We start from the raw sequence: 14,600 nt of genomic DNA, 5'->3' as shown, positions 1-14,600 counted from the left end.
GTATGGAGGAACGCATCAGGCACATCATCGAATACGAGGATAAAAAAGCTCCCTTAACCGATGAGCAAATCGCCCGTCAATTGGGAGTGCGACGTGACGAGGTGACTTTGCTTCGGCACAAGCTGCAGATTCCTGATTCTCGGAAACGCAGGCAGCCACTCCTGCTCAAAGAAATGGAGCACCTTCTGAAGCAAACCCCTAGCATGCCGAGTCGAGAGCTTACCAGTCGTCTAAACGAGATGGGCTATGAGGTTTCGCGTTTTATGGTCCATCAATTGCGTGGCAAAATGGAAGCGTTCTCAGAAGAGGATACGCCCAAAACGGAAGAACGCACGCGTCAAAAAGCTCGCAAAGCCAGCCAGGCGGTGACCTTCGCCAGCTTGATCGGTGCAAAAGGGACGCTCAAAGCAGCCATCCAGCAAGCACAGGCAGCGGCGCTTTATCCACCAAACGGGCTGCATACGCTATTTTTTGGAGCAAGTGGCGTCGGGAAGAGCCGGATGGCCGAGGCGATGTATCATTTCGCGATTGAGCAGCAAGTGATGAAGCGAAATGCCCCTTTTATCATTTTTAATTGCGCGGACTATGCCAAAAACCCGCAGCTCTTGCTATCCCAGCTATTCGGATATGTGAAAGGTGCATTTACAGGTGCGCAGCAAGACAAGCTCGGATTAGTCGATCAGGCGGATGGAGGCATTCTGTTTCTAGATGAGATCCATCGCTTGCCGCCAGAAGGGCAGGAGAATCTCTTTTATCTGATCGACAAAGGGGTGTATCGGAGACTCGGAGAGGTTCAGTTTCAGCAAAAGGCGACGATCTTGATTGTGGGGGCGACTACGGAAAGCCCGGAGTCGAGCTTGCTGCTGACACTGCGCAGGCGCATCCCGATGACCATTGAGCTGCCATCCTTGTCCGAGTGGACGCAGCAGGAGCGGCTCTCGCTGATTTTGCATTTTTTGAACGAAGAAACCGATCGGATTGGGAAAGAGGTCGTCGTCCAAAAAGAAGTGATTGCTTCCCTCATGATGTACGAATGTCCCGCCAATATGGGGCAGCTGCACAGCGACATCCGAGTACTGCTGGCAAAAGCGTTTCTCAAAACGATCCATCAGGAAGAAAAGTCCGTAGTGCAGGTGGATCGATACGATTTGCCCATGCACGTCGTAAGTCAGCAGCAATCGAACGGGCTGGCACCCGAGCTGCCTATGCTGAAAAAAGATCAGTTCCTGTTTATTCCGGGACAGCGCTCCGATCTCGGCAGTGAGTTGTGCGAAGATTCCGCCCAGCATTTATACAACTGGGTCGTTGAACGGTATCGCAACCTGAAAAATCAGGGCCAAAGCGAAGAACTGATTGAGCTGATCGTAAACAAAGAGCTGGATACACGCCTGGAGCCTGCAGCAGGTGAACATGAAAAGAGAGCGCTGCGCCTGCAGCAGCTGGTAAAGCTTGTTGGCGATCAGGTGGTTTCGGCGGTCGAACAAATGCTGTGGATTGCGGAGCGGCACATGACGCTGGATTACCAGCGAATTTCCTATGCCTTGGCGATTCACCTGCACGGTCTCTTGGATCGATGGCCGGATCCAAAAACGCGGGAGCTTCCGCTGGAGTCGGACTGCGAATCGATGGAGTACAAAGTCGCCCTGGAAATGGCAAAGGTCGTGCAGACCATATGGGGAATCACTCTGCCGGATGCGGAAGTGGCGCTGCTCGAGATGTATTTGAAGCAATGCTCGGTATTCACGGAACCAAAACCGATGATCGGCGTGGTCGTTACCTCGTATGGGCAGGTAGCAAAAAGCATGGTCGAGGTTGCGGCGCGCTTGTTTGAGAGGAAGCATGCGCTCGCAGTCGAGCTGTACTGGAACGACGACCTCTCTTCGGCGATCGAACGTATCAGTGCTTCGATACGGCAGGTGGATCAGGGAGAGGGCGTCATTTTGCTCGCGGATATGGGCAGTAATTTGCTGAGTGAAGCCGAGTGGGAGATGCGGACCGGCGTGCGTGTGCAGGTGCTGCCAAACGTGACAACGACCTTGGTGATTGAGGTCATGCGAAAATGCCTGTATTCGAGCGAGTCGATGAGCCAGATCGTGAATCGGTTGCGCACAATGCCAACGAATGCGCTGCCGTCCGTCTATACGACCAATTCGAAGCCGGTTGCGATCGTGACGATTTGTTTGACTGGAGAAGGAGCGGCGAAAAGACTGGATATGCTCTTGAAGGAAAAGCTGGAGGCGACAGAAGAACAGGTAACGATTCTTCAGGCAAGCTCGCTCTCCATTCGCAAGCTATACAAGGAATGGCTGGAAAAATATCATATCTTCGCAGTGGTAGGGACAGTCAATCCGATGTTGGATGGAATTCCTTTTATTTCCATTAAAGAGATCGTAGATGAAACCGGGATCAGCTTTATTAAGAGATTGCTACTCGTGGCAAATGGGACACTCTCCCCATCGCTGCCGCCGCATTCTTACGGACTGCGAGAATTATGGCATCCCGAGCTGATCTGGAATTGTGCGGAGCCAGCCAGCAAGGAACGAGTCATCGATACCCTTGCAAGCCTTTTGCGCGAAAAAGGGTTTGTCGAGCACGATTTTGTCCAGAAGGTTTGGGAACGGGAACGCATGGGGAATACATGCTTGCTGGGAGTGGCGATCCCGCATGCGGATACACTGCAAACGATCCGTCCGGGAATTGCTGTCGCCAGGCTTGCATATCCAGTGGAATGGGAGCCAGGTCAATTTGTCCAATACGTTTACATGCTGGCGATCACAGAGCACTGCCAGTTAGCTGTGGAGGAGCTGTATTCTTTTTTAAGCGAAAGGCTAGAGGCGAATCAATCACCCGATTTGCAAGCATTACTCGAAAATGGCGAAACATCAGGGAGGATATTGTATGGAAAAACAAGTAACGATTTTGAATAAAACCGGTTTGCATGCCCGTCCTGCTGCAGAATTTGTAAAGCTGGCGGCGGGATACAAATCAGAGATCACGATTCTTTTGGGGACAAAAGTGGCAAACGCGAAAAGCATACTCAATGTTCTTTCCTTGGCAGCTACGATGGGATCGGTATTGACGCTAAAGGCGGTAGGACCCGATGAGGAAGAAGCGATCGACTCGCTTTCCGCTCTTGTGGAGCGAAAGTTTGGGGAAGAATAAACGTTTGCCACTTGACTAGGTTATCAGAATATTTATAATGAATTACAAATGTAACTATCTAGAACAAATGTAAAGACATCCGGAGGTGACACGCATGAAGGTCATTGAAAAGGTAACTCCCGGAACGAAGGTCTACAAACTGTTTGAACACGAAGAGCTGATTTGCGAAGGAAAAGATGAAGTGTTTCTCATCTCCGTCAAAAAGATGACGCGTGAAGAATACGAGCGTGATCAAAGACAGCAAAAGCAGCCAATTCCATAATCTCGATAGGCACAACCGACGCTTGGACCACGGGTCAGGTGGGGGATATTCCCTCCATCTGATCCGTTTTTGCTTTATACAAGCCTGGCGAGAAAGACAACTTGAGGAGGAGAGGAATTTGGTTATCCATGTAAGTGTTCCATCGATGGTTACAGAGAAAAAGCTGGTGGAGCTGTTTCGCCAAATGTGGGTCATCCGCTTTTTCGATGAAAAGGTCGATGAATTTTTTGCCAAAGGGATGATTCACGGGACCACGCACCTATGTGTAGGGCAGGAAGCTTCCGCAGCTGGTGCCATTGCGGTGCTGGAGGATCGCGACAAGATTACGAGCACACACAGAGGACACGGCCATTGCATCGCCAAGGGTGCAGAGGCCAACCGGATGATGGCGGAACTGTTTGGACGGGTCACCGGTTACTGTCGAGGAAAAGGCGGCTCCATGCATATAGCCGATGTAGAGAAAGGCAATCTGGGGGCAAATGGCATTGTCGGTGGAGGGATCCCGATCGCTGTTGGCTCTGCGCTGACTTCCCAAATGAAGCAGCTCGGCTATGTCACTCTCTGCTTTTTCGGAGATGGGGCATCGAATGAAGGGAGCTTTCACGAGGCGATGAACATGGCGGCCATTTGGAATTTGCCTGTCGTCTTTATTTGTGAAAACAACCAGTACGGCATGTCTGGATCGGTAAAAGAGATGGTGAAGGTCGCCAACATCGCAGATCGGGCCACAGCGTACGGCATTCCTGGAGCAGTCGTAGACGGAAATGATATTTTCGCCATGATGAATGTAACCCATGAAGCTGTGGAGCGTGCCCGTAGAGGCGAGGGCCCGACATTGATCGAAGCCAAAACATACCGTTGGAAAGGGCACTCGAAAAGCGATGCGAAAAAGTATCGGACTCGGGAAGAGGAAATGGACTGGCGCAACAACCGCGATCCGATTGAGCGAATGAAACGGGTGCTGATCAGTGAAGGAATCTTCAGTGAACAGGACGCAGCCCGGATCGAAGCGGAGGCCAGAGCGGAAATAGAGGATGCGGTGAAGTTTGCTGAGGAAAGCCCGATGCCGCCCATCGAAATTCTAGAAGAAGACGTCTACGCATAGGCGAGGGAGGGAACACAGTGTCAACGTTGAGAGAGCTTACTTATTTGGAAGCGGTGCGGGAATGCATGAGTCAGGAAATGCGGGTCAATCAGGATGTATTCATCATGGGCGAGGACATCGGCGTCTACGGTGGCGCGTTCGGTGTGACGCGTGGCATGATCGAGGAATTTGGAAAAGAGCGCGTGAGAAATACACCGATCTCGGAAGCGGCGATCGCAGGGGCAGCTGTTGGAGCAGCTATGACGGGAATGCGCCCGATCGTGGAGCTGCAGTTTTCGGATTTTATCACGATCGCAACCGATCAGATCGTGAATCAGGCGGCAAAAAACCGGTACATGTTCGGCGGGAAAGGCAAGGTTCCACTTGTTCTGCGTACGCCCTCTGGCTCGGGGACAGGCGCTGCAGCCCAGCATTCCCAAAGCCTGGAAGCGTGGATGGCACATATTCCGGGGCTAAAGGTCATACAGCCTTCTACCGCCTATGATGCGAAAGGATTGCTGAAGGCGGCCATCGATGACGACAACCCTGTCATCTTTTACGAGCACAAGCTGCTCTATCGGACAAAGGGCCATGTGCCGGAGGAGTCCTATAGCTTGCCGATTGGAAAAGCCGATATCAAACGTGCCGGAACCGATGTGACCATCGTGGCAACTGCGATTATGGTACACAAAGCTTTGCAGGCAGCAGCCGAGCTGGAGAAGGAAGGAATCAGTGTAGAAATTATCGATCCGCGCACGCTGGTGCCTTTGGATATCGAGACGATCGTCGAATCGGTCAAGAAGACAGGGCGTGTGGTTGTCGTCCATGAGGCAGTCAAGCGCGGCGGTTTTGGCGGAGAAATAGCGAGCCTGATCGCGGAAAGCGAAGCCTTCGATTATCTCGATGCGCCGATCAAACGTCTGGGAGGAAAGGCAGTTCCGATTCCGTACAATCCTGTCCTCGAAAAAGCAGCCATTCCACAAGAACAAGATATCATCCAAGCAGTCAAGGAAACGGTATTCCGCTGACAGGAAGGGGATAAGCAAGATGGCAACCGCAGTATTCATGCCAAAACTGAGTATGACGATGGAAACCGGAACCGTCATCCAATGGTTTAAACAAGAGGGAGACCCGGTTCGTGAAGGTGATGTTTTACTGGAAGTCTTAACGGATAAAATCAATATCGAGGTAGAGTCCTATACGACAGGGACGCTGCTGAAAATTTACTATGGCCCAGATGAAGTCGTACCTGTCAACCAGGTTATAGGATATGTCGGCGCTGCAGGCGAGGTGGTAGCAGACGCGCCTCCTTCTTTGGAAGCAGCTGATACCCAGCAGGTCGGCGAAAAACAGGAAGAGCATGAGGAAACAGCAAGAAAGATGGAGGAAACCCAATCGGATGGAGCTAAACTCAGAGCCACGCCAGTCGCTCGACGGATTGCGCGTGAAAATGATGTAGACCTTCGCCAACTAAAAGGCTCCGGACCGAATGGACGTATTCAAAAAGGAGACGTCGAGCACGCCATTTCAGCACGGAAAGGGCAGTCCCAGCCTGCTGTGAGCCAAGCTTTTGAAACAGTTGCTTCCTCGAGTACGTCAAGTAAGCTCGAGGGAATGCGCAAGGTAATCGCACAGCGAATGACGCAGAGTGCATTCACCGCTCCCCATGTGACATTGACGACAGAGGCGGACATGACGCGGGTGCAGGAAGTCAGAGCGACACTGCTTCCCTCCATCGAGAAAACGACCGGTCAGCGCCTGTCTTATACCGAAATGATCATGAAAGCGGTCGCAGCCGCTTTGGCACGCCATCCAAAGGTCAATGCTTCCTTGCAGGATGAAACGATTGTGTACCACGATTCGGTTCATGTCGGATTGGCCGTAGCGGTTTCCGATGGACTGCTCGTCCCCGTCGTTAAGCATGCCGATCGCAAAGGTCTTGCCGAGCTGACCACAGATACGAAACGACTGGCAGGATTGGCACGTGAAGGACGACTGCTGCCAGATGACATGCGTGGTGGTACATTCACGATCAGCAATTTAGGGATGTACGCGATCGATGCCTTCACCCCGATCATCAATCAACCGGAGAGCGCCATTTTAGGTGTGGGAAGAATTCATGAGAAGCCTGTGGGAGTCGATGGACAGATTGTGCTGCGCCCGATGATGTCTTTGAGTCTTTCCTTTGATCACCGTGTCATGGATGGTGCTCCTGCGGCAGCTTTTTTGCAGGATGTCAAAGAATATCTAGAGGCACCATACCACCTGCTGGCGTAAAAGGAGGAGCTAACTATGTCGCAAACATACGATATCGCAGTGATTGGGGGAGGCCCAGCAGGGTATGTTGCAGCCATTCGCGGTGCGAAGGAAGGAAAGCGCGTGGTACTGATTGAAGCAGACCATTTGGGTGGTACCTGCTTGAATCGAGGCTGCATCCCTTCCAAAACGCTGCTGCATCAGACGGGGATTTTGGACCAGATCCGGAATGCCGCTAGCTGGGGAATCGAGACCGGGGAGGTGACGTTTTCTCTCGAGAAGATGCTGAACCGAAAAAATCAGGTGATCGCAACCCTTCGCACGGGTATTGCTGGTCTATTAAAAGCAGGCAAAATCGATCTTGTACAAGGCTTTGGCGAGGTGAATCCAGACAAGAGCATTTCCGTTCAAAGAGCTGACGGCTTGCGCACGGTCGTCAAAGCAAGCTCGATCATTTTGGCAACGGGTTCCACGCCTTCTGTACCACCGATTCCCGGACTAGCACAGGTACCTTATTTCACGAGTGACACGATCTTTGATGTCGAGCAGGTTCCAAGGTCAATCGCGATTCTCGGGGGAGGCTTTATCGGAGTAGAGTTCGCCTGCATTTTTGCGAGCCTGGGGTCGAAGGTGACTGTGCTGGAAATGGCGGACAGACTCATTCCTCAAGAGGACAAAGACGCAGCTAGTAGCCTGTCCAAGTCGTTGCGCAAGAAAGGGGTGACGATTGGGACGGGGTTAAAAGTGACTTCGATCGCAAATGGTGAGACAGGGATCGTAATCCATGCCCAGGATACGAAGGGGAATACCGAAGCGATTCCTGCCGACGCGTTGCTTGTAGCTGTGGGTCGGAAGCCAAATTTGTCCGCTGTAGCAAATTTGAGTGTAGAGATGAACGGCCCGTTTGTCCAGGTCAATGAATACTTGGAAACATCGATACCAGGTATCTATGCGGCGGGAGATATCATCGGTGGATGGCAGCTCGCACATGTCGCGAGTGCAGAAGGTCAAACTGCAGCGATCAATGCAGCAGGCGGAAAACAAAAGGGAAATACCAAAGCAGTTCCTCGCTGCATCTATACCTCGCCTGAGATTTCCAGCGTGGGCTTGAGCGAAGAGGAAGCAAAAGCACAAGGATATGCCGTCAAGACGACGATTTACTCGCATACAGGAAACGGAAAAGCGATGGCTTCAGACGAGAATGGCGGCTTTACCAAGCTGATTGCAGAAGAAACGTACGGAGAAGTGCTGGGAGTCGTCATGGTCGGCCCCCACGTCACAGAAATGATTTCAACAGGCACAGCCTTCCTGTCACTGGAAGCAACCGTAGACGATGTCGCGAACATGATCTATCCTCATCCTACCGTTTCAGAGAGCTTCATGGAGGCAGCGGCAAAGTGGCTTGGGAAAGGCATCCACGCCTAAGAAAGAATCTGTTTGACATGAAACCGTTTTCAATTTACAATTGTAACTAGTAAGAACATTTGTAAAAGGAGGTGGTCACTTGACTTGGGGGTACGTTGTTCTGTTGTTCGCAGGGCTTTGGATTTTGCAGCTTGTGCTGACACAGCTACAGTCACGCCATTACTATCAGGAGCTGCGTCTCATGCAGCAGCAACCGAACGGCTACCTGGGAGTGGGAGTGAACAAACGACGCTTTGGAGTCGGTGCCGTCGTCATTCTCGTTACCGATCCACAAGGAATGGTGACTCAGTGCAAGCGGATGTCGGGGGTCAGCGTTTTCTCCCGGTTTCAGAAGTACGGGGAACCGATTGGCAAATCAATGGACACATTGTACGACACAGCCTCCAAACAGCAAAAGCAGCCGGTGCAGACAGCGCTTCGAATGGCAATCGAGCAAATCCGGGCCGCGCAGGCCAAGCAGCAACAAAGGGAACAAGAGCAAATTGGATAAAAAAGTGGGGCCGCGGGCCAGATGGATTCTTTCATCTGGTTTTTATTTTTTAATCGGGAGGTATGCGTAAATGGACTTTTTTGTACATCTTGCAGAAGGGTTTATCGGAATGTTTCAGGAAGGCGGAAAGACCTTCGTAGGATTAGTGACAGGAATCATTCCTACATTGATTTGCTTGATCACAGCTGTAAACGCATTCATCAAATTCGTTGGAGAAGAACGAATCGAACGCTTCGCTGCCAAATGCACAGGCAATATGATCCTGCGCTACACCATCTTCCCGATCTTATCCATGTTTTTCCTGACCAACCCGATGGCATACACATTCGGTAAATTCTTGCCGGAGTATCAAAAACCGGCCTTCTATGATTCTGCTGTATCGTTCTGCCATCCGATCACGGGATTGTTCCCTCATGCGAACGCTTCTGAGCTCTTCGTTTACATGGGTATCGCGACCGGCATCACTCAGTTGGGGCTGTCTCTCGGGCCTTTGGCGATTCGCTACTTCCTGGTCGGGATTCTCGTCATTTTGATTCGCGGTATCGTAACCGAGTACATCACAAAGGCGATGATGAAGCGCCGCGAAGCACAAGCAGCAGTATAAGGAAGCGAAGAGGGGAGACGTTGACATGAGCAACTATCGTGCGGTGCAAGTAACAAAAGCGTCAAGTGGGTGGGGAGGTCCTCTTACCATCCTGCCGACAGACGAAAAACCATATATCGCTTCGATTACAGGTGGAGGGATTCATCCCGTTGCCGCCCGAATCGCGGAGCTGACGGGCGGGATCGCCGTCGATGGCTTTTCCAGCAAGGTAGAGCCGGATGAAATGGCATGCGTCGTAATCGATTGCGGCGGAACGGCACGCTGCGGTGTGTATCCAAAGCTAGGAGTACTGACTGTAGACGTGACTCCTGCTTCTCCCTCTGGTCCACTGATCAACTTTATCAAAGAGACGAATTTTGTCTCCGGCGTAAAAGAGAATAATGTGAGCTTAATGGATGAAGTGGCGACTGCTGCCGCGAGCCATGCCGCAAGCCAGCAAAAAAAATCGGCACAGGAGCTGAAAGCGGAAGCCCGTGCGAAAGTCGCCAGCATGCAAGGCAATCAGCCGCCGAAGAAAACCGGGTTCATTGAGAAAATTGGTCGCCTGATGGGGGGCGTGGTCGGAACCTTCTACCAGGCAGGTCGTGACACGGTCGAGCAGGTGTTGCGCAATATTCTTCCGTTCATGGCATTCGTCAGTACCTTGATCGGGATCATTCTCTTCACCGGAATTGGCGATATTTTAGCGAACGTTATCAAACCGCTCGCAGGAAATATCATCGGCCTGTTGATCATCTCGATCGTCTGCGCACTGCCGTTCCTCTCGCCTTTGCTTGGACCAGGTGCCGTCATTGCGCAGGTAGTCGGTGTCTTGGTGGGGGTAGAGATTGGGCGTGGCACGATCCCGCCTCAGTTAGCTTTGCCAGCATTGTTTGCCATCAACCCGCAAGTAGGCTGCGATTTCGTACCCGTAGGTCTGACGTTGGGAGAAGCAAAGCCAGAGACCATTGAAGTAGGGGTACCAGCCGTACTGCTCTCCCGCCAGATCACGGGCCCGATCGCCGTCGTTATCGCCTACGTAGCAAGCTTTGGTCTCTACACCGAGTAATCATTTCAGGAGGTATTTCATGAACACCTTGTTTACCAGCACCGTTGTCTCGATTGGAGCCATGGTTCCAGACTTTTTGAATGAAAATATGCTGATTCTCTTCAATCAGGACGCCCCGGAAGAGCTGCACGATATGGCCGTGCTGCATACCAAATCAGCGCATACAGAGGAAATCAGGCCAGGGGACATTCTGCTTCTGGGAGATACACAATTGCAAGTGACGAGTGTGGGCGAGAAAGCAAACGAAACCCTTCAAAACATCGGTCATTGCACTGTGAAAGCGGATGGAAGTGAAACCCCGCAGCTGCCTGGGAATATCCACGTAGCGAAGGTTGACTTTCCCCCATTGGAAGTTGGCCTGAAAGTCGCCTTCATCCGTCCGTAATTCACAACATCCAATCAAGAGAAAAGAGGGAGAGACACCATGTTGGGATTCAATAGACGACTTGCAGCACTAGAAAAAGAAGGAGGCTGCATTCGCGTCGGTCTGGTCGGCGCTGGGCAAATGGGACGCGGTTTGATCTCGCAAATAGAAGGCATGCACGGAATGAGAGTCGTCATCACGGCTGACCTGTTTCCGGAAAACATCAAGGCTGCCTATCGCAGAGCAGGGGTACCAGATTCGCGCATTCTGGAAACGCAGGATTTTGACAAAGCGGATCAAGCGATTGCCTCGGGCTATTCGGTTGCGACGACAGAAGCCGAGCTGATCCCGCAGCTATCCAATGTGGATGTAATCGTGGATGCGACGGGTATGCCAGACATCGGGGCGAAAGTAGCTTGGGAAGCGATCCGCCATAAAAAGCACATCGTCATGCTGAACGTAGAAGCGGATGTCACCGTAGGCCCATGGCTGAAGAAGCTGGCAGATGATGCAGGAGTCGTCTATACGGGTTCTGCTGGGGATGAGCCGGGTGCGATTATGGAGCTTCATGACTTTGCCGACGCGCTAGGCTTTGAGATCGTTGCGCTCGGAAAAGGAAAGAACAACGCTCTGAATGTTCACGCCAATCCCGATACGGCACGGGAAGAAGCTGCTGCCAAAGGCTCCAGTCCCAAGATGCTTGCTTCGTTCCAGGACGGCACCAAGACGATGGTGGAAATGACGGCAGTGGCAAACGCAACCGGGTTCGTTCCGGATGTTCCGGGTATGCATGGCCGCAAAGCACAGCTGGCTGAGCTGCCAGGGTTGTTCTCACTGACAGAAGCAGGCGGCATGCTGCACCGTACCAGGATCGTTGATTATGTGGACGGCGTTGCGCCCGGAGTGTTTGCGATCATCTCTTCCTCGATGCAAGAGGTTCATGACACGATGAAATACTTGAAGATGGGTTCGGGTCCAAACTACGTCCTGTATCGACCCTATCATTTGACCAGTCTGGAAACACCCCTTTCGATTGCGCGCGCTTTTTTGCAAAAGGAAGCCACAATTGCTCCCTACTTTGGGATGGTGGCAGAAACAGTGGCCGTAGCCAAAAAAGATTTGCGGGCTGGCGAAGCGCTCGATGGCATCGGAGGATTCTCTGCATACGGGAAAATCATCACGGCAGCGGATAGGCGCGAACAAGAAGCGCTGCCGATAGGTCTGATTGGTCCAAATATTCGGCTTAGCAGAGACGTTGCCCAAGGCTCCGTGATTACTTTCCATGATATTGAGGTCACCGAACAAAATACGATCATGCGACTTCGTGAACAAATGGAGAACAATGATTAAAAAGTGGGAGGAAGGCAACAGCCGTCTTCCTCTTTTCTTTCTAAAAAACAGGGAAAATCTGTTATAATATGTAAGGAAGAAGAGTATAGTAACGTTTTTAATGAGGGATACATATGGATAACTGGACAGAAAAACGCGAACTGGTACGCATCGCCAAAATGTACTACGTAAATGGACTCACACAGGCGGAAATCGCCAAAAAAATCGGAGTTTCCCGGCCGGTTATTTCCAAAATGCTGCAGCGTGCCAAAGATACAGGAGTCGTAGAAATCTACATTCGGGACGAGACTGTAAGCATGGTTGAGCTGGAGCAAGAGCTGGAGGCCGCCTTGAAGATGGATGAGGTCATAGTCGTACCCGCCCAAGGCTCTACAAATGAAGAAATCATCAAGCAGCAGGTAGCGAAAGCAGCAGCACAGTACCTTCCGAAGTGGATCCGCAACAAACGGCGGATCGGTATCTCCTGGGGAACGACGCTATACCATCTGGTCAATGAATATCCATTTGAGAGACATCATAAAATGAAAGTATACCCTCTAGTAGGGGGAATCGGTCGGCACCGCATTGAAATTCACTCCAACCAGCTCGCTTACGAGTTCTCCAAAAAGCTAGGAGGAACCTGTGAGTTTCTTTACGCACCAGCCATCGCGGACTCCATCGAGCTGAAAAAGCAGTTAGTAGACTCGCCGGACATACGCTCCATTCAGGAGGAAGCGCGCCGTGTCGAGCTGGCCATAGTAGGGATCGGAAATCCATACGAATCCACCATGGCCGAGATGGGCTATCTGAAAGAAGAAGACATCCGGCAATTGCGGGATGGCGAAGCAGTGGGGGACATTAGCTCCCGTTTCTTTGACAAGACAGGAGAGCCGATCGATAACAATTTGAATAACCGGGTCATCGGAATCGAGCTTGCAGATCTCAAAAATATCCCAACGGTTGTAGGTGTTGTCTCAGGCACGAAAAAGCTTGCGGCAGTTTGGGCAGGTTTGCAAGGCAACTATTTCGACAAGTTGATCATAGATGAATATTTGGCAGAGCGATTACTGGAGAAGGCCAAGGGGGTGAGTATAAGTGAAAGAGGATAAGATGAAGGCTTCGTTGTTCTGTATCAAATGCATGGACGATACCATCCATGAAGTGACGTATGTCGACAACATTTTGTATGAAATTCGCTGCGAAGTATGCTCTCTATCGGATTCGCGCGGGGCGGACATCCAAAGAGAGCTGTACTTAAACTACATGGAGCGTGTCTTCAGCAAGCCGAAGCGGTTTAAAAATGAGGCAGGGGATAACTTACCTCACTTCCTGTTTTCACTCCCTTATCGTGTGATGAGCAAACCATTTCGCACCTACAAAGAAATCAAGGATATGCTGAAATACAAACGGAAGATTTGAAGAACGCAAAAAAGAACGAAGGTCGGCTGATCCGGCCTTCGTTTCTTTTTTTGGAGAATGGGACTGCTACGGAACGATATTTCCAGCGGCTTTGTAGATTTGGTACCATTCTTCCCGCGTCAGTGTTACATCTGAGCTTTGGCAAGCGTCCAGCAAGCGCTCCGGCTTCGTCGTACCGAGGATCACTTGGATGTTTGCCGGATGACGTTCGATCCAGGCGGTGGCGATCGCCGTATTCGTCACTTCATATTTTTTTGCAATGGTGTCAATGATTTGATTTAATTCAGGGAAGTTGGTGGTATCTCCAAGAAAAGGCCCTTTAAAAAATCCATGCTGAAAAGGTGACCATGCCTGCAGGGTGATGTTGTTCAAGCGGCAGTAGTCCACGATGCTGCTATCGCGATTGATGGACTGATCGACCTTCATATTGAACGAAACACCAGAGTCGATCACGGGTGTATGGGCAATACTTAACTGGATTTGGTTGACGATCAGCTTGTGCGGTAGCGAGCGCTGAAGCAGCTCGATTTGTGCCGGTGTATGGTTGGACACGCCAAAGTACTTCACCTTACCTTGGCTGTGCAGCTGATCAAAGGCTTCGGCAACCTCATCAGGCTCGACTAGCGGATCGGGACGATGGAGAAGGAGTATATCCAGGTAATCCGTTTGAAGTCGCTTCAATATTCCGTCTACGGATCGAATAATATGCTCCTTTGACAAATCGTAGTAGTTTTCTTTGGAGCGGATGCCGCATTTGCTTTGCAGGATCATGGTTTCGCGTATGCTGGGACTCATTTGGAGAGCTTCCGCAAAGATCTCTTCGCACACACCATGGCCATAAATATCGGCGTGGTCAAAGAAGTTGATTCCTTGCTCAATCGCGGTTCGTATCAATTTCTCCGCCTCAGAAATCGACAGCTGCTTGAGCCGCATGCAGCCCAAAACGAGTGAAGAAACCTCGAGATCCGTGTCACTCAAAGGAAAGTATTTCACGCTTACACCCCTCCATACGCCTAAGTATGTATCGAATAGATTGTACCAAGCAGACGGTTCAGTCAGCAATAGATGGAAGGACAATTGCACGCGGAATGGAAATTGGACTTGACAGAGCGCGAAAGAGAAGACATGCTACGGTAGGAACAAATCACGATTTCAAC

The 14,600-nt window shown here is 51.1% G+C and carries 15 protein-coding genes; 14 read left to right on the top strand and 1 reads right to left on the bottom strand.

From position 1 onward, the window contains the following. The first annotated feature begins 2 nt into the window (after nt 1-2). The 14 genes from EDM59_RS06020 (at nt 3) to EDM59_RS05960 (ending at nt 13,443) form a co-directional block, all read left to right on the top strand. Nucleotides 3-2,927, top strand: a complete 2,925-nt coding sequence (locus EDM59_RS06020; RefSeq protein WP_183192822.1) for a sigma 54-interacting transcriptional regulator — start codon at nt 3-5, stop codon at nt 2,925-2,927. Then, nucleotides 2,899-3,162 (top strand): HPr family phosphocarrier protein, encoded by a 264-nt coding sequence (locus EDM59_RS06015; protein WP_122922763.1) that lies wholly within the window; start codon nt 2,899-2,901, stop codon nt 3,160-3,162. Before EDM59_RS06020 ends, EDM59_RS06015 begins: the two co-directional genes overlap by 29 nt. Before the next feature lie 94 nt (nt 3,163-3,256). Continuing rightward, nucleotides 3,257-3,424 carry a hypothetical protein gene (locus EDM59_RS30985; protein WP_183192821.1) on the top strand — a complete coding sequence of 56 codons (168 nt, stop codon included), beginning with the start codon at nt 3,257-3,259 and terminating at the stop codon, nt 3,422-3,424. A gap of 145 nt (nt 3,425-3,569) precedes the next feature. Further along, nucleotides 3,570-4,529, top strand: a complete 960-nt coding sequence (locus EDM59_RS06010) for a thiamine pyrophosphate-dependent dehydrogenase E1 component subunit alpha (protein WP_122923396.1) — start codon at nt 3,570-3,572, stop codon at nt 4,527-4,529. Nucleotides 4,530-4,555: 26 nt separating this feature from the next. Further along, a complete protein-coding gene (locus tag EDM59_RS06005; protein ID WP_122923395.1) occupies nt 4,556-5,536 on the top strand; it encodes an alpha-ketoacid dehydrogenase subunit beta in 981 nt (326 codons plus the stop codon). Nucleotides 5,537-5,555: 19 nt separating this feature from the next. Beyond that, nucleotides 5,556-6,785: a dihydrolipoamide acetyltransferase family protein gene (locus EDM59_RS06000; protein WP_122922762.1), complete on the top strand. Its 1,230-nt coding sequence runs from the start codon at nt 5,556-5,558 to the stop codon at nt 6,783-6,785. A 15-nt stretch (nt 6,786-6,800) separates the two neighbouring features. Then, the gene (lpdA, locus tag EDM59_RS05995) at nt 6,801-8,189 is read left to right on the top strand and encodes a dihydrolipoyl dehydrogenase (protein ID WP_122922761.1); all 1,389 of its coding nucleotides are present in this window, start codon (nt 6,801-6,803) and stop codon (nt 8,187-8,189) included. Nucleotides 8,190-8,268: 79 nt separating this feature from the next. Further along, a complete protein-coding gene (locus EDM59_RS05990) occupies nt 8,269-8,679 on the top strand; it encodes a transcriptional regulator GutM (RefSeq protein WP_122922760.1) in 411 nt (136 codons plus the stop codon). Nucleotides 8,680-8,749: 70 nt separating this feature from the next. After that, complete coding sequence (gene srlA / locus EDM59_RS05985; RefSeq protein WP_092269852.1) at nt 8,750-9,283, top strand: PTS glucitol/sorbitol transporter subunit IIC; 534 nt, start codon at nt 8,750-8,752, stop codon at nt 9,281-9,283. 25 nt (nt 9,284-9,308) lie between these two features. After that, nucleotides 9,309-10,331 carry a PTS glucitol/sorbitol transporter subunit IIB gene (srlE, locus tag EDM59_RS05980; RefSeq protein ID WP_122922759.1) on the top strand — a complete coding sequence of 341 codons (1,023 nt, stop codon included), beginning with the start codon at nt 9,309-9,311 and terminating at the stop codon, nt 10,329-10,331. A 19-nt stretch (nt 10,332-10,350) separates the two neighbouring features. Beyond that, complete coding sequence (locus EDM59_RS05975; protein WP_122922758.1) at nt 10,351-10,716, top strand: PTS glucitol/sorbitol transporter subunit IIA; 366 nt, start codon at nt 10,351-10,353, stop codon at nt 10,714-10,716. Between the two features lie 39 nt (nt 10,717-10,755). Beyond that, a complete protein-coding gene (locus tag EDM59_RS05970) occupies nt 10,756-12,045 on the top strand; it encodes an NAD(P)H-dependent oxidoreductase (protein ID WP_122922757.1) in 1,290 nt (429 codons plus the stop codon). Nucleotides 12,046-12,158: 113 nt separating this feature from the next. Further along, nucleotides 12,159-13,133 (top strand): sugar-binding transcriptional regulator, encoded by a 975-nt coding sequence (locus EDM59_RS05965; RefSeq protein WP_122922756.1) that lies wholly within the window; start codon nt 12,159-12,161, stop codon nt 13,131-13,133. After that, nucleotides 13,120-13,443: a hypothetical protein gene (locus EDM59_RS05960; RefSeq protein WP_122922755.1), complete on the top strand. Its 324-nt coding sequence runs from the start codon at nt 13,120-13,122 to the stop codon at nt 13,441-13,443. Before EDM59_RS05965 ends, EDM59_RS05960 begins: the two co-directional genes overlap by 14 nt. A gap of 66 nt (nt 13,444-13,509) precedes the next feature. Here the strand turns inward: EDM59_RS05960 and EDM59_RS05955 are convergent, their stop codons facing one another. Then, entirely contained in the window at nt 13,510-14,436 is a 927-nt protein-coding gene (locus tag EDM59_RS05955; RefSeq protein ID WP_122922754.1) for an aldo/keto reductase, read from the bottom strand. Between the last annotated feature and the right edge of the window lie 164 nt (nt 14,437-14,600).

This window comes from Brevibacillus nitrificans, from assembly GCF_003710965.1.
Taxonomy (GTDB): domain Bacteria; phylum Bacillota; class Bacilli; order Brevibacillales; family Brevibacillaceae; genus Brevibacillus; species Brevibacillus centrosporus.
This window is presented reverse-complemented; position numbering and strand designations above follow the sequence as displayed.

Coding starts and splice junctions, on each gene's coding strand:
- EDM59_RS06015 (WP_122922763.1), top strand. CDS start 2,899: ATGGAAAAACAAGTAACGATTTTGAATAAAACCGGTTTGCATGCCCGT.
- EDM59_RS06010 (WP_122923396.1), top strand. CDS start 3,570: ATGGTTACAGAGAAAAAGCTGGTGGAGCTGTTTCGCCAAATGTGGGTC.
- srlA (WP_092269852.1), top strand. CDS start 8,750: ATGGACTTTTTTGTACATCTTGCAGAAGGGTTTATCGGAATGTTTCAG.
- srlE (WP_122922759.1), top strand. CDS start 9,309: ATGAGCAACTATCGTGCGGTGCAAGTAACAAAAGCGTCAAGTGGGTGG.
- lpdA (WP_122922761.1), top strand. CDS start 6,801: ATGTCGCAAACATACGATATCGCAGTGATTGGGGGAGGCCCAGCAGGG.
- EDM59_RS06020 (WP_183192822.1), top strand. CDS start 3: ATGGAGGAACGCATCAGGCACATCATCGAATACGAGGATAAAAAAGCT.
- EDM59_RS30985 (WP_183192821.1), top strand. CDS start 3,257: ATGAAGGTCATTGAAAAGGTAACTCCCGGAACGAAGGTCTACAAACTG.
- EDM59_RS05975 (WP_122922758.1), top strand. CDS start 10,351: ATGAACACCTTGTTTACCAGCACCGTTGTCTCGATTGGAGCCATGGTT.
- EDM59_RS05970 (WP_122922757.1), top strand. CDS start 10,756: ATGTTGGGATTCAATAGACGACTTGCAGCACTAGAAAAAGAAGGAGGC.
- EDM59_RS05965 (WP_122922756.1), top strand. CDS start 12,159: ATGGATAACTGGACAGAAAAACGCGAACTGGTACGCATCGCCAAAATG.
- EDM59_RS06000 (WP_122922762.1), top strand. CDS start 5,556: ATGGCAACCGCAGTATTCATGCCAAAACTGAGTATGACGATGGAAACC.